This window comes from Enterococcus haemoperoxidus ATCC BAA-382, from assembly GCF_000407165.1.
Taxonomy (GTDB): domain Bacteria; phylum Bacillota; class Bacilli; order Lactobacillales; family Enterococcaceae; genus Enterococcus_L; species Enterococcus_L haemoperoxidus.
On the sequence record NZ_KE136480.1, the window covers coordinates 34,889 to 53,967 of the forward strand.

General features: G+C 34.9%; 19 protein-coding genes. 5 read left to right on the plus strand and 14 right to left on the minus strand.

All coding sequences use genetic code 11. From position 1 onward, the window contains the following. Positions 1-7 precede the first annotated feature (7 nt). The 5 genes from I583_RS11005 to I583_RS11025 all read right to left on the minus strand — a co-directional run bounded on the left by I583_RS11005 (position 8) and on the right by I583_RS11025 (position 4,345). Positions 8-709 (minus strand): CpsD/CapB family tyrosine-protein kinase, encoded by a 702-nt coding sequence (locus I583_RS11005; RefSeq protein WP_010760404.1) that lies wholly within the window; start codon positions 707-709, stop codon positions 8-10. Positions 710-720: 11 nt separating this feature from the next. After that, positions 721-1,548 (minus strand): YveK family protein, encoded by an 828-nt coding sequence (locus I583_RS11010; protein WP_010760403.1) that lies wholly within the window; start codon positions 1,546-1,548, stop codon positions 721-723. A gap of 154 nt (positions 1,549-1,702) precedes the next feature. Further along, a complete protein-coding gene (locus I583_RS11015) occupies positions 1,703-2,542 on the minus strand; it encodes a hypothetical protein (protein WP_010760402.1) in 840 nt (279 codons plus the stop codon). An 86-nt stretch (positions 2,543-2,628) separates the two neighbouring features. Beyond that, positions 2,629-3,603 (minus strand): diaminopimelate epimerase, encoded by a 975-nt coding sequence (gene dapF, locus I583_RS11020; protein WP_010760401.1) that lies wholly within the window; start codon positions 3,601-3,603, stop codon positions 2,629-2,631. A 133-nt stretch (positions 3,604-3,736) separates the two neighbouring features. After that, positions 3,737-4,345 carry a superoxide dismutase gene (locus I583_RS11025; protein ID WP_010760400.1) on the minus strand — a complete coding sequence of 203 codons (609 nt, stop codon included), beginning with the start codon at positions 4,343-4,345 and terminating at the stop codon, positions 3,737-3,739. 167 nt (positions 4,346-4,512) lie between these two features. Here I583_RS11025 and I583_RS11030 point away from each other — a divergent pair, with 167 nt between their 5' ends. From I583_RS11030 to I583_RS11040, 3 genes are all read left to right on the plus strand, one after another. After that, a complete protein-coding gene (locus tag I583_RS11030) occupies positions 4,513-5,325 on the plus strand; it encodes a DUF1189 domain-containing protein (RefSeq protein ID WP_010760399.1) in 813 nt (270 codons plus the stop codon). A gap of 140 nt (positions 5,326-5,465) precedes the next feature. Beyond that, on the plus strand, positions 5,466-6,557 hold the full coding sequence (gene ispG / locus I583_RS11035; protein ID WP_010760398.1) for a flavodoxin-dependent (E)-4-hydroxy-3-methylbut-2-enyl-diphosphate synthase: 1,092 nt from the start codon (positions 5,466-5,468) through the stop codon (positions 6,555-6,557). Between the two features lie 100 nt (positions 6,558-6,657). Next, positions 6,658-7,620 carry a phosphoglycerate dehydrogenase gene (locus tag I583_RS11040; protein WP_010760397.1) on the plus strand — a complete coding sequence of 321 codons (963 nt, stop codon included), beginning with the start codon at positions 6,658-6,660 and terminating at the stop codon, positions 7,618-7,620. A gap of 54 nt (positions 7,621-7,674) precedes the next feature. Here I583_RS11040 and I583_RS11045 read toward each other — a convergent pair whose 3' ends face one another. After that, positions 7,675-8,610, minus strand: coding sequence for a glycosyltransferase family 2 protein (locus tag I583_RS11045; protein WP_010760396.1), 936 nt, complete (start codon positions 8,608-8,610; stop codon positions 7,675-7,677). A 420-nt stretch (positions 8,611-9,030) separates the two neighbouring features. Here I583_RS11045 and I583_RS11050 point away from each other — a divergent pair, with 420 nt between their 5' ends. Beyond that, positions 9,031-10,518: a helix-turn-helix domain-containing protein gene (locus I583_RS11050; protein ID WP_010760395.1), complete on the plus strand. Its 1,488-nt coding sequence runs from the start codon at positions 9,031-9,033 to the stop codon at positions 10,516-10,518. Between the two features lie 105 nt (positions 10,519-10,623). On the opposite strand, the gene I583_RS11055 is transcribed toward I583_RS11050, so the two are convergent. From I583_RS11055 to nox, 8 genes are all read right to left on the minus strand, one after another. After that, on the minus strand, positions 10,624-10,935 hold the full coding sequence (locus I583_RS11055; RefSeq protein ID WP_010760394.1) for a HesB/YadR/YfhF family protein: 312 nt from the start codon (positions 10,933-10,935) through the stop codon (positions 10,624-10,626). A gap of 84 nt (positions 10,936-11,019) precedes the next feature. Beyond that, positions 11,020-11,685: a potassium channel family protein gene (locus I583_RS11060; protein ID WP_010760393.1), complete on the minus strand. Its 666-nt coding sequence runs from the start codon at positions 11,683-11,685 to the stop codon at positions 11,020-11,022. 176 nt (positions 11,686-11,861) lie between these two features. Next, positions 11,862-12,494: a response regulator gene (locus I583_RS11065; protein WP_010760392.1), complete on the minus strand. Its 633-nt coding sequence runs from the start codon at positions 12,492-12,494 to the stop codon at positions 11,862-11,864. Then, complete coding sequence (locus tag I583_RS11070) at positions 12,469-13,572, minus strand: sensor histidine kinase (RefSeq protein WP_010760391.1); 1,104 nt, start codon at positions 13,570-13,572, stop codon at positions 12,469-12,471. Before I583_RS11070 ends, I583_RS11065 begins: the two co-directional genes overlap by 26 nt. Further along, positions 13,569-14,300, minus strand: coding sequence for a cell wall-active antibiotics response protein LiaF (gene liaF / locus I583_RS11075; RefSeq protein ID WP_010760390.1), 732 nt, complete (start codon positions 14,298-14,300; stop codon positions 13,569-13,571). Before liaF ends, I583_RS11070 begins: the two co-directional genes overlap by 4 nt. Positions 14,301-14,498: 198 nt before the next feature. Beyond that, positions 14,499-14,972 (minus strand): transcription elongation factor GreA, encoded by a 474-nt coding sequence (gene greA, locus I583_RS11080; RefSeq protein WP_010760389.1) that lies wholly within the window; start codon positions 14,970-14,972, stop codon positions 14,499-14,501. 263 nt (positions 14,973-15,235) lie between these two features. Then, positions 15,236-16,378, minus strand: a complete 1,143-nt coding sequence (gene mltG / locus I583_RS11085) for an endolytic transglycosylase MltG (protein ID WP_425268406.1) — start codon at positions 16,376-16,378, stop codon at positions 15,236-15,238. Between the two features lie 547 nt (positions 16,379-16,925). Continuing rightward, a complete protein-coding gene (gene nox, locus I583_RS11090; protein WP_010760387.1) occupies positions 16,926-18,263 on the minus strand; it encodes a H2O-forming NADH oxidase in 1,338 nt (445 codons plus the stop codon). Between the two features lie 309 nt (positions 18,264-18,572). Between nox and I583_RS11095 the strand changes: the two genes are divergently transcribed. After that, complete coding sequence (locus I583_RS11095) at positions 18,573-19,076, plus strand: cupin domain-containing protein (protein ID WP_010760386.1); 504 nt, start codon at positions 18,573-18,575, stop codon at positions 19,074-19,076. Positions 19,077-19,079: the final 3 nt, after the last annotated feature.

Sequence of the window (19,079 nt, forward strand, 5' to 3'; positions counted from 1 at the left end):
CTATTTTCTATGAACCATAATAATAGCCCTGATCTGAAATGTTTTTAGATCCGTTATACACAACACCAAGGATATTTGCATCTACCATCTCTAGTAAATTTTTTGCCTTCAAAAGGGAATCTCTTTTTGAGACATTTTCACGAACAACTATGATCGTTCCATCTGATTTAGAAGAAACAATCTGCGCATCCGTTACAGCAACAACCGGTGGCATATCAAAGATAATCAAATCATATTGCTGTTTCAATTCTTGCAATAGCTCACCCATCCTTCTAGAATCCAATAATTCAGATGGATTTGGCGGTTTAGGTCCGCTAGTCATCAAGAACAAATTGTCTACTCCAGATGATTGGACCACTTGATGTAATGCTATTTCTCGACTTCCCAACAACGTACTTAATCCACGGGTATTATCCAAAGAAAAAGTCTTAGCAACAGTTGGCTTTCTCATATCTGCATCCACCAGTAATACACGTTTACCAGAATTAGCAAAAACAACAGCTAGATTAGCAGAAGTAGTAGATTTCCCTTCGCTTGGTCCAGAAGATGTAATAACCAATGTCTTTAAATCTCGATCTACCATAGCATACTGAATATTTGTTCGAATCGTTCGAAATTGTTCTGATATAGGTGAAGATTTATCCGCTAGAGTAATCAAACTGACTGCTCTTGTTTTTTGTTTCTTTTGATGTCTTATTTTATTTGCCATTTCTTACTCCTTTAGACTCTTGGACGACTTCTACGCGCTGGCGTAGACTCATCTGAATTCGATTTTTCTTTTAACACAGGTCTTGGAATCTCTGTATTTAAATTTCTTGATTCAGTAACAGACGAATTCGGTGGTGTTCTAACAACTTTTGCACTCAGCTCTTTTGCTGTCATATTAGGAACCACTCCTAAGATAGTAAAACCAAGATCTTCTTCCACAAAACGGTCATCTTTAATTGTTTTATCAAATAGTTCTAAAATAAAGGCTGCTGCGATTCCACACATTATACCCAAGGCTAAACCAATTATTAAATTCAACTTATCATTTGGCGAAACTGGTTTGATATTAGCTGTAGCTGCTGATATGATCGTGATTTTGTCTACATTTAACATATCTTTTGCTTTCTCTTGGAAAACCGAAGCTGTCTGATTCGCAATATTTTGAGCGACAACTGGATCAGTCACTTTTGATACAATCGAAAACATTTGTGAATTTTGTGACTGATTAACAGAAACACTTGCGCCTAATTCTTCAACGGACAAATCATTTTCATGTTTTTCCTTCATTCTTTGTTGCACTTCACTCATTACCGTGTCACTTTTGATCAAATCTTTATACGTGTTGATCATTTGCAGATTACCATTGATATCGTTGACATTCGTTGTTTCATTTTGCGGTAATCGAACGATCAACTGTGCCTGAGAACTATACTTAGGGGTGATCACAAAGTAAGTCAAAACCCCTGCAATTCCTAGTCCTAAAAACATACTAACAATAATCAAACCTACACGTTTCTTTAATACTCCAATTAACTCTTGTAAACTGATTGTCTCTTCCATCTTTTCCTCCATTAACTACGTACAAATAATATAAACACTAGATAAACTAGGCGTAAAACTAATTATAAAATAACAAGCATACGCTAACGATTAAAAAATAAACGAATTTAGAGACAAGCTCTACTTATTTCGTTAAGACTTTTTTGTCAGCACGTTATCCGCTCTCCGGAAGTAGTACTTCTTCTTCTATGACATTTGGTCCTACGTTAACCGGAATATTATCTAGAAGTTTTCCAATTATATCCAGCTTATCAGACAAGCGATTTCTTAACGTCTCATTTTTAATGAGCTCAAGCTGATTGTAGTTAAGAATATAATTTTCAGAATTTGCATTACTTGTTAATTCTTCGCCTTCTCTCATCAGATTGATCGATTTTTCCAATTCACTATATTGCGTAACTTGAGTATCTATTTCATCCAGTAATAGTGTAATTGCATCATGCCAAGCACCTGTATTTCCAGATAGCTTCTCTCTTATGCGCGTTATTTTTTCAGCAGTTGCTTCTTCGCTAATGACAAGGGTCTCATCTTTAACTGACCAGTCAGTTGGCCCTTGGACAAGTAGCTTCGTTATCTCATTTTGTATAGTGTATTTCTTTCTCACGTTCTTGATACTATTAGTCAATTCTATTTTTCTTTGGCCTATTTCAGTATGACCTGTAGAGAACTCTTTACTGTTCAAGCCAAAATCTTCTGCCTCATACTTTACTGCAGCTATCTGTCCTTCAACTTCCTTGATTGAAGATTCTTTGATCGAATCGGTTAAAAACTCTTGTTCATCATTTCTATAGAATTGACGAACTTGTTTGTTCAGCTGTTTGATCTTTACAGCCTCATTCTCTACTGTTGCTTCAGCATATTCAATTTTTCGTTGATGTTGCTGTTTAGCATTTATTCTGATTCCTAATAAACAAATACCTATTGAGCAACTAATCACAATCAAATAAATGATTATTTTTACTCTATCTCGATTTACCAACCAACTTTTTATCACTCTTACACTCCTTTAACATACCTACCTTTTTGTAACCAACCTCTTTTTATTTTTTCACAACAATTCTATTTTTAATCACTCACAAATTATTTGATAGCATTCAAAAAAGCTACATAATCTGCTTGTTCAGTTGTTTCTTTAATAATTGATTTTTCAAAGTTGCCTTCAGTAAAATCCGTAAGGGAGCCTGCGATTAGATATGTAATAGTCGCATTCCCGATTAATTCCATCCAATACCCATCCGAATCATCTTCATGTACAACCGTTTTTACCATACCGCCCATATTTCTAACAGTAATAGTCTCATTAAACTTACCACCACTCAACAATACATACATTAAGCTGCTGGCACACATTGCGGTTCCACAAGCATTGGTAAAACCAACGCCACGTTCGAATGTTCGCACAAATATTTTATTTTTTCCTATTATTTCTACAAAACTGACATTGACTCCATCTGTAAAAATTGGATTCTCTCCATTTACATATGCGGCTATTCGCTCAAATTCATCTCCCATAAGTGTTTGATGATCCACAAATGTGATCAAATGGGGATTTGGAACAGCTACAACCGAAAATTTCAAATCACTGGACAATTCTGGAATTACTTCGTCTATAATCGTATTATTTTTAGCTTGCATCGGAATCGCATCAGCTTCAAAACTAACAGGTGAGATCTCTACTTGATACGTAGCAACATGTTCCCCTAGGTTTGGTGCTTGTCGTACTTTAAGATCAGCAAACATTGTTTCTACTGTGAAGGATTCTTTCTCATATTTTTCTGCTAAATACCTAGCAACAGTACGCAAGCCATTACCGCACATACTCGCTTCACTTCCATCGCTATTGATAACTCGCATCTTAGCTATTGCTTCACCATTCAACACTTTCTCAACTAGCAAAAGACCATCAGCACCACCGAGTAAACCAGTCTTTCTATCACACAAACTAGTGCGCAAATCATCAATTTCCTTATCAGTAAAAGGGCGTTCTAATTCGGTCTCATCAATTAAAAAAAAATCATTTTCTGACCCATGAACTTTTTGCATAGTTATATTCATTCTAAATCTCCTTTACTCTTTTGCCTTCCTTTTTTTATATTCCTAACTATTAGTATGCCACAAATAAAAAGAGGAAAACAGTGTAATTTACTGTTTTCCTCAAAAAGTTTCTAATTTTTATAATTTTTTCTGCTTATTTAGCCGCTGCAAAGCGTTTATTAACTTCATCCCAGTTTACAAGATTCCAAAAAGCATCTATATAATCAGGACGTACATTTTTGTAATTTAGGTAGTAAGCATGTTCCCAAACATCTAAACCTAAAACGGGTGTTTTACCATCCATCAAAGGAGAATCTTGGTTAGGTGTTGAAGTAATTTCTAATTTGCCGTTATTTAAGACCAACCATGCCCAACCTGAACCAAAACGTCCAGTTGCTGCTGCTTTAAATTCTTCTTTTAATTTATCAAAACTGCCAAAAGTAGCATCAATAGCGTCTTTGATGTCACCTGTTGGTGCTCCACCTGCGTTAGGAGCCATAATTTCCCAAAAGAAAGAGTGATTTGCGTGTCCGCCACCATTATTACGTACTGCTGTACGAATATCTTCAGGAATACTATCCATGTCAGCAATCAAGTCTTCTACTGATTTTGTTCCTAGTTCAGGGTGTTTGTCGATTGCTGCATTTAAGTTCGTCACGTAAGTGTTGTGATGTTTGTCATGGTGTAGATGCATTGTTTCTACATCAATATAAGGTTCTAATGCATCATAAGCATAAGGTAAATCTGGTAAAGTGTAAGTCATAAAAAATCCCTCCATTAATTAAGTATAGCGTTTCATACATTCTTAGCATAACAGATTTTATGGTAACCTTCAAAGTAATTGCTTACAAAGTTCGGGCAAAACTTGTTTTTCCCTGCTAACTCCTTTAAAATGACGTGTGTACTCAATTTCAAGTCAGGAGAGAATATATGAACTCATTTACGCTTTTTAAACACTCACTATTTCAGTTTACTGATCTCCATCAGGCTAAAAAAATGTCTTTTTGGAAGGTCATTTTATACGTTATTTTCCTAAGCATCATTCTTGCTTTACCAATAACAAAACAAATATTTTCTATTATGCAAGATATCAAGAATGATGGTCAAAAAATTGCAGCAAAATTGCCAGACTTTAAAATTATTGACGGAAAACTAGACACAGCAACTAACGTTGAAGGATTCATTTATCAAACAAACTCTATTATTTTCACTTTTGATCCCGAGGGAAAGCGATCACTTAGCGACGTTACGACCGATTTGGTTGGAAATGCTGTTGGTTTAGGTTTTTTACAAGATGAATTTGTGGTAGCTTTACCAAATTCGGGTGCCGCTGACTCGTTGCTAGGTGCTAATCAATTTGAAATCCCTTATTCTAAAGGTTCATTGGATGGTTTAAACAGTAAGGATCTAAAAGAATCATTAGATGAAGCTAGTGTTCCATTTTGGATCAAATTAGTCATTTTTGTGTTTACTTTATATCCCACATTCATTAATCTTATTATCAACTTACTTATGATTACGATTGGCGCAAATCTTTATAGTAAAATTCGTCTGTACAACTTGCGTTTTTTGGATTGTCTAAAGATCTCAACTTATTGCGCCACACTTCCAGTGATTTTTAGTAGTATACTTCATTTTATCAATCGGTCATTTGATGATAGCTTTTTAATTGTCTTTGTTTCTCTATTGATTTTCTTCATTGCTATTCGTAAAGAAGAGAGAAAAGAACCGCCGTTAGCTTAATCTTAAAAACTAATTGTTTCAATCAAAGCTTAAACTTTTCTTACATTCTCTGGTTTATACTTATGTGTTAAGATAAACATGTTCGCATTAAGATGTCATCACCAAAATAAAATAATAGTGTAATAAGGAGAGAAATAATTATGGGAAAATTGACCCATCGTAAAAATACACGTCAGGTTAGAATTGGAGATTTAACAATCGGCGGAAATGATGAGCTTTTTATCCAAAGCATGTGTACAACAAAAACGCATGATGTTGAAGGTACTGTAGCCCAAATAAAACGTTTAGAAGAAGCTGGATGCCAAATTGTCCGTGTAGCCGTTCCTGATGAAGCCGCAGCTGAAGCAATAGGTGCTATCAAAAGTCAGATTTCGATTCCCTTAGTCGCTGATATTCATTTTGACTATCGTTTGGCTTTAAAAGCGATCGAACAAGGTGTTGATAAAATCAGAATCAATCCTGGAAATATCGGACGTAAGGACCGTGTAGAAAAAGTTGTCACTGCTTGTAAAGAGAAAGGTATTCCTATTAGAATCGGCGTTAATGCTGGTTCATTAGAAAAAAAATTCTTGCAACAATATGGTTATCCAACTGCTGAAGCGATGGTGGCTAGCGCTGTTGAGCATATTAAAATACTTGAAGATTTAGATTTTTACGATATTATTGTCTCATTAAAAGCCAGTGATGTTAATTTAGCTATCGAAGCATATACTTTAGCAGCTCAAACCTTTGATTATCCTTTACATTTAGGGATAACGGAAGCTGGAACTAAATTTTCAGGCGGAATAAAATCTGCAGCTGGTCTTGGGGCATTGCTTTCCAAAGGCATTGGAAATACATGCCGTGTTTCATTATCTGCAGACCCAGTAGAAGAAATAAAAGTTGCTAAAGAAGTTTTAAAAGCCTTTGGTTTAGCAAGTAATGCTGCTACGTTGATTTCGTGCCCTACTTGTGGACGAATTGAAATCGACTTGATTCCGATTGCTAATGAAATTGAAGAATACATCGAAAAAATCAAGGCTCCTATCAAAGTTGCCGTTTTAGGTTGTGCTGTTAATGGACCTGGCGAAGCACGTGAAGCAGATATTGGCATTGCTGGTGGAAACGGCAAAGGGATGCTTTTCAAAAAGGGGAAAATCATTCGTACGGTTCCAGAAGAGATCATGGTCAATGAGTTAAAAAAAGAAGTCGATATTCTAGCAGCTGCATACGCTCGTGGAGAAAAAATATAGTGTAATAACGTTCAAAAAAAGATTGAGACTTTTCAATAGTTCAATCTTTTTTTGTTTGCGGTACTTTTTTGTTACAATGGATTAGCGAGGGGGAATCACCATGGGACAACCACTAATCTATCTTTATGAGCAAATGAAAGAAGAACAAGTTGAAACAATCAGACAAACTGCTCCTGATTATATTATTATTGATGCTAAAAGAGAATCACCGGAATTGATTGAGGATGATATTGAAATTATGTTAGGCTGGGATAAAGAATTAGGGCAACGCTTGTTAGATTCCGATACTAGCCGACTAGCATGGGTCCAATCTATTTCTGCAGGTGTGGACACATATGATTTAGAACGTTTCGCTGAAAAAGGAATTTTACTATCTAATGCTAGCGGGATTCATAGTATTTCAATTTCTGAACATGTTTTAGGTGTTTTATTAGCTGAATTTAGAGGTATTCGTACCAGTATCATTAATCAAGCAAATAAACAATGGACAAGAGACAATGTTTCCTATCGACAACTTTCTATGCAAAAAATGCTAATTGTTGGCACGGGACACATCGGACAACAGCTTGCAGTTTTTGCACAAGGCTTAGGTATTCAAACCTACGGAGTAAACACTTCTGGTCACGTAACAAATGGTTTTATCGAGTGTTATTCCCATAAAAACATGAGTCGTATTGTTAAAGAAATGGACATCGTTGTGAATATCCTTCCTCTGACTGACGATACTTATCAAATGTATAATGAACGAATGTTTCTTGCAATGAAACCGGGAACTGTTTTTATTAATGTCGGTCGAGGTCCTTCTATCAACACAAACGATTTGGTTCAAGCATTAAATACAGGGCAACTGAGTTTTGCTGCTTTGGATGTTTTTGAAGAGGAACCTTTGCCTGAAAATAGCCCATTATGGTCAATGGAGAACGTTTTGATTACGCCACATATTTCTGGTTTAACTCCTCAATTCAAGGAAAAATTGTTGAATATATTCATTCCGAACCTTAGACAATTCTTGAAAGATAAGTCTTTAGCTAAAAATGAAATAGCCTTACACCAAGGCTATTAATGAAATCTATAAAAATGGTGGTTCGAAGCGCAAACCTTCGAGCCACCATTTTTATTATTTTTGATCTTTTTCAGTTTCTTTAACAAGGTAAATTGGCCGTTTTTTTGTTTCCAAAAAGATTTTCCCAATATATTTACCGATAATGCCTAGACAAAGCAACTGCAAACCGCCAACAAACAAAATAATACATACCATAGACGGCCAACCACTTGTAGGGTCCCCTTTGATAATCGTTCTAAAGAAAATAACAAACATCGCAAGAACTGAACCCACACACGAAAAGGCCCCTACATAAGAAGCTAAGTTTAATGGTGCTTCCGAAAAATTAACGATCCCATCAATTGAATAACTCAACAAACTCCAAAACGACCAAGAAGTAGAGCCAGCAACTCTTTCACGATTCTCGTAAGAAAGATACTCCGTATTAAAACCTACCCAACTGAAAATACCTTTTGAAAAACGGTTATACTCAGTCAGTTCTAAAATAGCATCCACCATCTGACGTGTCATCAGGCGAAAGTCTCTAGCACCATCGACCATTTCTGTCTCACCAATCTTATTGACTAGACGATAAAACATCTTAGCAAAAAAACTACGAATAGGCGGTTCTCCCTCACGATCGCCTCGCCTTGTACCGATGCAATCGAGTTCTTTATTTCCCTCTAGCATTTGAATCATTTTAGGCAATAATTCCGGAGGATCTTGTAAGTCCACATCCATCACGGTCACTAGACTTCCTCTTGCTTCTTTAAGGCCTGCATATAGCCCAGCTTCTTTCCCAAAATTTCTGGAAAAAGAAATAAAACGTACTTTTTCAGGATGTTCTTTGTATAACTTTCTAAGCGTATTTAACGTTTGATCTTTAGATCCGTCATTAATAAATATATATTCTATGTCATGTTGAATTTGTGAACTCACTTTCTCCACTTCTTCAAAAAACAACGGGATAGATTCCTCTTCATTGTAACAAGGAACGATAATTGATAGCATGAAATTTCCTCCAAAAAAAGTATTCTTTGTCGATTATAGCATATATCCTATAACAAACTAACAAAAAGATTATGACTCATCTTACTTTCTCATGTACAGACAGCAAATCAAAAAACGGAGTTGCTTCGAAAAACAAATTTACAAAATATAAATAACAGATATTTTTTAATTAAACCTAAACGAAACATGAAAAAACCTTGATAAATAAAGACTTTAAAAACTCTAAAATTATATTAACGCAACTTTAAATAATCATTACATTTTTATTTTATGTTTAATTTCTAATTGAAATCTATTCGATAAATGGTTATTATAGATAGAGTAAATGATTTTATTATCTATAATATATTTACTTTTGTGAAATATATAACTTTTCAATTGATATAAAAATCATAATTATTTATAAAAGGGAGACTAAATATGCTTGAAAACATTTTGCTTGACGATGTTGCCCAACGCAAACTCAGCGTTTTTAACCAATTATTAGGCAGCACAAACGGTACATATAGCATTCATTATTTTGAGCAATTCACAGATTTTTCATACGCTCGATTAAACTCTTTATTTTCTGAAATACATGATGACCTCAAAGAAAAGCAAGGACTTGAGTTACTGAATGACCAAGGAAAAGTACATATCGATGTATCAAAGCTACGTGACATTCCATATTCGCAATTTTTATTTCGAAAAAGTTTACCTTATAAATTTTTACTTGCAACAATTTTAGAGAACAATTACACAATAGAAGATTTTTGTAGGGACCATTTCATTAGTCGAGCTTCTGTTATTAGAAGACTTCAACCTCTAATTAATTATTTAAAGGATTTTGATATCCAATTAAACTGTTCCAAACTTCAGCTTACTGGAAAAGAAAATTTGATTCGCATTGTTTATTTAAACTTCTTTTGGATTGCATCTTATGGAGAAGATCTTTTTTTAGCGTTAGATGAAACAAAAAGAGGCTTTGATTTATTCGATGAAGCCGACCATCAATGGATGACCTATACAGAACCTAGAGAGTGGTATTTGCTGACGACAATCTCTCAATTACGGATTCAGAAGAAACATGTTATCATTGAACCGCCATTTAAACAATTGGCTTTTCCTACTGTAAATATATCCTTTATTAAAAAACTAAAAAAATTAAATTTGCCTCAAGAATTCATAGAACGAGAATCTACTTTTCTTTCTTTTATGATGTTTTATTGGAATATTTATTTTTATGCAGATGATCCAAGAATTGTCTATGTAAAAGAGTATATGAATAGTGAGCAACAGCCTTTAGGTGATTTAATTGAGCGATTTGAAGAATTTTATCTACCATTGTTCTCAGAAAAAAAACTATCTAATGATGAGAGAGAGTTACTGAATACTAATATTTTTACGACATGCTTAAATCACTCTGTATTAGAAGACTCACTACCGCTTACTATCAACTTTATGGAGACTTGTATAAAAGAACAAAATCCTTTATATACCCCTCTTTCTGAAAAAGTTAGAGCTTTCTTGAAAGAGATTATTTTAAAACCTGAATTTATTTGGATAAAAAACTGTTTAGAAGACCTAGTCTACATTTGTTCATTTTTACTACTCCCTTTTTATGAACGGAGCAATCCTAAATATCAATTGAATGTGGGCATTATCTTATCACCAAATGCTATTTTTCTGCAGTCTCTTTTCGATTTTTTAGAACAAATTTCATTTCTCACTGTCTCGTTTGTTTCTTCAACTTCTGAGGAAGACTACGATTTTTACATAGCAACGTCAAAACTTTTAATACCTGATAGAATAATACATAATGGGAATTTCCAAGTCATCCCATTATCTCCTGCATTAGATTATCAAGTGGGGTTGATTGATACGTTACATAAACAATATACAGCAAAATCTTTTTCTTTAGCTGATTGATTCACCTACTAAATGTATCCTCTTATTTAAGAAGTGAGACAAAACTATTTTTTAGTTTTGCCTCACTTCTTTTTACCTTGTAATCTAGTTGAAAAACTGATCAAGCTACTGTTGTAAGTCTTCTTTATTTTCAGCGAATTTATATTTTGGTTCGTCTGTTTCTTCATCATAATCTACAAATAAATCGTACCCTTTAAAAAACCAATCGTCCGTTTCTTCAATGAAATAAGTAATTCCATCAATCTCTTCTTTGACCAATGGCTGATCCGGTGCTTCAACAGACATTGCGATAGAAAAACCTTCATGGACATCTGTTTTGCCGTAAATTTTGCCATAAAAGCGAATACCACTATCAGAAGTAACCCCTATCTCATCTTTGAACCATTGTTGCGCGCGCGGCGTAATTGTTAATTTCATTTTTAGTTTCCTCCTAACATAAAAGCATAGCACACTTGTCATTTTAGCATAGAGTCTAATTTTCAGAGAATAAAGTGCTTGAGTTTACTCGTTCATTTTTTCATCCAACAAATCGACATCATCTGTTTCACCAACAACTAACAAGTTGTCATTTTCTCTAACCATCTCTTCGGCTGCTGGAGATGCGATTACTTCAGATTTTGAACGGCGTATAGCAACAACCGTTAATCCAAAGCGTTGACGAAAATTTAGCTCCCCTAATGTTTTTCCATAAAATTTTGGATTAGAGACACGAATTTCTGCTAAAGATACTTCACTAGATAGTTCAATGTAATCTAAAATATTTCTAGAGACTAATTTATGTGCAACCCTGATCCCCATATCTCGTTCTGGATGGACAACTAGGTCAGCACCAATCTTTTCTAAAACTCTTGCATGATATTCATTTACAGCTTTAGCTAAAACATTTGGCACACCCATTTCTTTAACCATCAAAGTGACCAAAATACTTGCTTGAATATCCTCACCGATAGCAACAACGACATGGTCAAAGTTACGAATACCTAATGAACGCAAAGTTGCCTCATCTTGTGCATTCGCTACAACTGCATGTGTTGCTATATTCATGTATTCATTCACTCGATCTTCGTTACTATCAATAGCTAAAACTTCTTGACCAGATTCTATCAATGTCTGACAAATGCTTCCACCGAATCTCCCTAGACCGATAATTGCAAAATTTTGCTTCATAGTTACTTCTCCTAGTATTAATTTTAAATTAAGTATAACAAACGGACAGGCAATTGAACAGAAACAGTGATTGTATTTCACTGCAATTCTTATCTCTATCTTATCATTAAAAAAAAGTGAACAAGACAAACTATGACAGTTCATCTTATTCACAATAGAGCAAATTACAGCTCTTGTTATTTTGCCAATCCATGTTGAAACGCATAAATAGCTGCTTGTGTGCGGTCTTCGACATCTAATTTTGCTAAGATATTTGAGACATGTGTTTTAACCGTTTTAAGGGTGATAAATAGTTCATCTGCAATTTCCTGATTACTACGACCTTTGGCTATCAACATCAAAATTTCATGTTCGCGATTCGTTAAATCCTCATGTAGTACTGGTTCTTGTTTTTTCGTCAAACGTTCCATCATTTTAGTCGTTACTTCTGGTTCTAAGACACGTTCTCCTCTCGATATTGCTCGAATAGCATTCGCAATTTCATGAGCAGTCGACGTTTTCAATAGATAACCAGCAGCTCCAGCTTCAATTGCAGGATACACTTTTTCATCGTCAATAAAACTAGTAACAATTATGATTCGTGCTTGTGGCCAATCTTTTAAAATAGCCTTCGTTGACTCGATTCCATCCATCACATCCATAACGAGGTCCATTAAAATCACATCAGGTCGTAATTCTAAAGCTTTTTCATAACCTATTTGACCGTTCTCTGCTTCTCCAACTACTTCTATATCTTCTTGAATAGATAGATAAGAGGATACACCTAATCGTACCATTTCATGGTCATCCACTAACATTACTTTGATCACTTGTTATTTCCTCCTTTATCACAGGCACTTTGATCTCTACGCTTGTTCCTTGTCCTTTAAAGCTGATTATCTTAACAATACCGCCCATGCCCGCTACGCGTTCACGGATATTTTTTAAGCCATAACTACCGGCTTTATTATCATTTTCACTCATATCAAAACCAACACCGTCGTCCACCAAACGCAATAATACATTTTTATCTACTTGATGCAGATAAACCTCTAGTTCTTGTGCTTTGGCATGCCGCAGCGTGTTGGAGAGTAGCTCTTGGACGATCCTAAAAAGATGATCTTCAATACTGTTATTTAAATGTACATCTTCAACATCCCAAGTTAACTCGATTTTTATTTTTGTTTGCAGTTCTTTTAACAACTGCTCGATTCCTTTACGTAAACTTTTACCTTCCAAACTTACTGGACGTAGATGCAGTAACAACGCACGCATCTCAGATTGAGATGCATTGATGATGTCTGTTACTGTCACCAATTGTTTGCGAAACATTTCTGGCGTCTCACTTCGTTGTGCTTGCTCATTTAATGCCGATAACATCATCATTGCAGCAAATAGTTGTTGGCTGACTGAATCATGAAGCTCTCTGGCAAGTCTATGACGTTCTTCTTCTAAAATCTCTTCTTTGGTTTCTCCGTCCATCAGTTGCGGACGACTATTCAATAATTGCAATTCTTTCGACATTTCTAATAATTTTGTTCTGATTTTTGAAATATCTTGGTCGACTTCTCCAATATACTGATCATTACTAGCATGTGCTACACTCTTAGCCAAGACTGGATTTTCGTAGCTACCTCTGGCTAATAACCGTAGTTTTTCTTCAATTCTACCATATTGTGCTTTTTGTACAATAGATACGAGTAAAAACGTTGATAAGCCCACTAAAAGGGAAATCAACAGCATATGGAAAATCAAAGGAATATAAAATACTTTCCTTTGAAGTAATTCCAACATCCAATTTTTCTGTTTAATCGAATGAAAATATGAAAATAGTGTAAGTAAAACAACAATAAACGTGCTGCAAGCAGCATATAAAGAAAGCATCTGTCGAGAAATCTTACCCATCATACACGAATCACCTCGAGATCCCCGACTAATGTATTTGTAATGATTTTTAAGCGGCGATTGTTTGTATCAAAGTCGTTGCTATAGACTTTTAATGATTCGTTTTTCAGATGATATTTCTCTTCTTCAAAATTGACATTTCCGTAAAAAGTCGAATGTTCTAGGGTTACGGCAACGCCTAGTGGAACTAGAATTCTTGTACGGCCAAAGCCTTTACGAATAATAATAATGCTATCATCTTTAGGCAATAACGTATTCCCTAAATCAACGATCGTGTCACCTGATAGAACATCTATATTGATGTCATCCCATTCATAAACATTACTACCAATCCGTTCATTAGCAAACCATGGACGTTTAAAACGACGTCCGCTTTTGGATTCAACATTCGTCGTCTCCACCATAATCATTTGTTTCTTCCTCCAAGGTGCGCGCTGAGTAATATCAACGCCTGCGATTTCTACACCTTTTAGGCCAATAAATAAAACGCCAAATACTAACATTAACCAAAATGCTGGACTATTCATTACCCCAATCAAAATCAGAATAACGCCTAGCACTAATTGAAAATTATTAAAATTGCTACGATGAACTTTTTTTAGTGCATAAACAGCACTCAAGATACCCAATACTAATACGACTGCTAAGCCTGGGTTATGTATAATTTGCCATAAGGCTAATATAAAAAGTAATGCTTCTACTACGATAAAAAAACGCCATGGGTTATTCATTATAATCCCCCTTTCTATGAAATTAGTATACCTTGATTCTCATATTAATGTTAGTTGCTAAAGCCCCATTTTACTATAGGACTTTAGCCCTAATTTTTTTGTTGCTAACATGAGTCAAGTCGCTATTAATCAGGTTTAAAGGGCAAGTCAAAGCTACTACTAGCTTTGGCCCGCCCTTTGTTCTTATTAACTGTTTTGTTAACCAACTTTTGTGATTCTTACTTGCATGTCTCCACCAGGAGTTGCAATAGCAACTTGATCGTTTAATTTTTTACCGATCAATGCTTGTGCAATCGGTGAATCATTTGAAATTTTACCTGAAAAAGGATCTGCTTCAGCACTACCTACAATAGTGTATTCTTCTTCATCACCATCTGGTAACTCAATAAATGTTACTGTTTTTCCAATTGAAACTTCATCGGTATCAACGCCATTATTATCAATAATTTGTGCAAAACGAATCATATTTTCTAAAGTAGTGATTTTTCCTTCTACAAAAGCTTGTTCATCTTTGGCAGACTCATACTCTGAGTTCTCTGATAAATCACCAAAGCTTCTTGCGATTTTTATACGTTCAACGATTTCTTTTCGTTTAACTGTTTTTAATTCTTCAAGTTCTTGTTCCAATTTTTCTTTGCCTTCAAGTGTCATAGGAAATACTTTTTCTACCATGTTAATTTCTCCTTCTTAACTTACTACAATGTTTTTATTTTTATTTTCGTTGAAAAATTCCGCTTTCAATCCACAAAAGAGTACCACGCTTTAAGCAAATTGTAAATAATATTCACTTAATTTTTATAAATCTGCTAGAATTTTTTTCTAATAGACGGCTCTTTCAGTATTTCTTTTATGCTTGACCACGCGAATTCTGAGTAAAGCGAAACGAGCCGCCTAAATTATAGGTTGGCTCGTAATAAGATACGCAAACTCAAAAGTTATTCACTATTTTCAGTTTCTGAATTATTTACATATTTATCCACAAATTCTTGATGTTGTTCATAGGTCTCAGCGAAATAAACATTTCCAGTGGAGATGTCTGCAACAAAATAAAGATAGTTATTTTGGATTGGATTTAAAACAGCATTAATTGATTGTTCACTAGGACTATCAAAAGGTCCGGGTCCATAACCAGTATTTTTATAAAGATTATACGGCGAATCCACTTCTAAATCTTTATACGTCACTAATTCTTTATGTTCGCCTAATGCGTACAGAATAGAAATATCAGATTGTAATGGCATATTAGCCGCAATTCGATTAAAGAAAACTTGAGAAATCTTCTTGCGGTCTTCTTCCTTCACACCTTCTTTTTCAACCAAGGAAGCAAGTGTTAGTACTTGTTGGATCGTCATGCCTTTAGCGTGTACCATTGGAATAAACGGTTCAACCACACTATTGGTTTTTGCAATCATTTGATCAACAAAATCTTCTAATTTTGCCTCTTTGTAATAATCATATGTTGCAGGGAATAAATACCCTTCAAAGCGGTAACGAACATTACTTGCTTCAGCCGCACTTCCTAACAACTCTGGGTATTTTTCCTTCATGGAGTCAAAGAATGCTTGATTCTTCATCAACTCAATAAATTGATCCTTCTTAAAATCGGTATTTTTTTCAATTGCATCTCCGATCTTATCAATATCGAAACCTTCTGGTATCGTTACTTTACCATCAGCTAATTGTGTTGGTTCTGCTGTTCCACCTTCTCTTAAAAGTGCTCCAATCTCATCTAGTGTCATATCAGGTGACATTTGATAGTAGCCGGCCTGAAAATCAGTCAGATTTTTAAACTTTGCATAATAATTGAAGACCATTCCGCTTTTGATTACTTTGCTGTCTTCTAGAATATTCGCAATCTTTTTATTAGACGAGTCCTCTGGAATGTGGACTTGTACCAGTTTGGTATCCTTTTTATCTAAAGGCTGTAAACCTGCATTGACGTACTTATAAAAGGTAAAACTAAAAATTGCAATTACCAGTATCAAAACTGAGGCAACAATTAACACGATTCGACTAACGATACGATCTTCTTTCTTTCTAGAGCGTTTATCAGGATCATCTTTTTTATAGCTTTCCATGTTAACAGCATCCAACTGCTCGCTCGGTTGCTTTGTACGATGGTCTGCACTGCGAGAGCCAACTGATTCCATCTCATCTAGCTTTGCTGTTTCATCTTCATTATTAGGCTGAGAACGGTATGTCCGATTATTTTCTGCTTCATTATGCTGTGATATGTTCTGAGCATTGTGTTCAGAAGAAGCTGACTCATCATTCTGAATTTCTTCTCCTCGCAAAGAACGCAACACCTGATCTTTGAATGAAGAATTGGAATGATCTTGATTATTTTGGTTATCTTCTGCCAAAACAAATCCTCCTTACTTTCTTATGTATCTTCTTTAACTTTAACCATTATACATGAAAGCTTTTTAAATTTAAACTTTTTTAGAGAAACGTCACTAACTTGTAAGATTTGTTTTGTTTATCCGTTTAAAATAAATGTGATTGGGTCATAACTCTTCGAGTCATATCCCAATCACATGAAATCCGTATAAATGCGGGAAAAGCGCTGGCTACGCTACGCTTTTTAATGAAGCTTAACACTTATCCCAACCTCATTTATTCAAATTATTCAGCGCTAAGTGCCGCCATCGTAATATAATTATAGGGTTGATTAAAGTGTGGTAAGAAAAAGATGTCGAGTAATTTTAATTTGTCAATCGTCACTTTTTCTTCGATTGCTAATGAGAACATATGGATTCCCATGGAAATATCTTCATAAGAAGCCATCTGCGCTCCGACGATACGGCGGGAATCTTCTTCATAAACAATTCTGATTTTTACTTTATTATTCTCTTTCATGAATCCAGGTTTTTGTAAGTCCTCAAATTCCGTATATTTTATTTTCAATCCTAATTTTTCTGATTCTTGAACGGTAAGTCCTGTAGATACCATATGATAACCAAAAATTGAAATTCCGTTTGAACCTTGAACACCTATTGATTCCAAAGGTGTACCGCCAACGTTATGCGCTGCGACAATTCCTGAGCGAACCGCGTTTGTTGCTAAAGCAATATACGTTGTTTGCTGTACGGCATTTGAGAAAATCGTTGCGCAATCTCCTACCGCGTAAACATCCGGATCGCCTGTTTGTTGGTGCAGATTAACAAGATAAGCACCATTATCAAATAACGTCAAATGCTCTTTGCCTAGGCTATTATTTGGTCTAAATCCAATTGCATTGATAACTAAGTCTACTGCATATTCACCTTTATCTGTCACGATAGATTCAACTTTTTCAGTGCCTTTGTATTCTTTCGCTAATTCATTGTAATGTAATTCAATCCCATTATCAGCTAAGACTTTATCCATATCATCAGTAAACCATTGATCATAATAATTTGGTAAACATCTTTGTTCTGCATCGAATAATAGAACATTCTTACCACGGCGTTTAGCAGCTTCCGCAATTTCAACACCGATATACCCTGCTCCAATTACCGCAACTGTCTCTACTTCTTCTTTTGCCATAGCAGCATCTACTGTTTGACCATCTTGGAAAAGTTTTAAGAATTCAACATTTTTTAAGTCTCTTCCAGGAATATTTGGATTGATCGGTGCTGATCCTGTAGCTAAAATCAACTTGTCATAACTTTCCGTGAATTCTTCGCCATTATGTTTTTTGCAATGAACGATTTTTTCTGCAAAATCGATACTTTCCGCCGCTGTTTCCATATAAATTTTAGCCCCTTTTGCTTCAAAGGCTTCTTTGTTCGTATAAAATAAATTTTCGTAAGATTCTATTTGACGTCCTACCCACAGCGCTGTCCCGCAACCTAAATAACTAAGGTTCGTATTTCGATCGATCATTACAACTTCTTGATCTGGATAAGTATCCAACAATGTGTTTGCTGCAGCGATTCCTGCATGATTAGCACCTACAATAACTGTTTTTGTTTTGCTCATAAGACTCTCCTTCATGTGATTTATTGAACTTAATTATAACGCAAGAAAGGGCTTTCTTTTATCAATTTATCAGTTTTCCATTAAAATATTTGAGAAACTCTCATTTTCTTCATTAAATCACCATAATTATTTTCTTTTTAAATGATAAAGGTTCATTCTATATAGAATCTTAGTTAAAATGAATGTACTGAGCAATGTGAAACATTTTATAAGTATGCATAGAAGAAATTGGATAGTGTAACGAAAGAGTATTATCCATTTGCTTCAATATTAAGCGTTGTAAACTATTATTATTTTGGAGGAATGATTATGAAAAAAAATCAGAATTACTGGATTAAACACCTTAAATTAGTGCCACATCCAGAGGGTGGTTATTTTAAGCAAGTATTAAAATCTGAACACTATTTGAACGTAACTTCCGAGAAAGTTCGTCCCTACTATACAAGTATCTATTTTCTATTAACACAGGGGAATCCTTCTCATTTTCATCGTTTAGCTTCTGACGAAGTCTGGTATTACCATTCTGGTTCCGCTTTAAGTATTCATTTGTTACACCCAAATGGTCAGTATGAAAAGATTCAATTAGGAACAGATATAGTAAAAGGAGAGGTCTTACAGGCAGTTGTACCTAAAAATGTGATTTTTGGTTCAAGTGTTGAGGAGAACGGAGAGTTTTCTTTAGTAAGTTGTATGGTTTCTCCTGGATTTGATTATCAAGATTTTGAATTATTTACTAAGCAACAATTGCATACACTCTATCCAGATCACCAGGATATTATTGATCAATTAGCTTACGATCAGCTACCGGAGTGATTA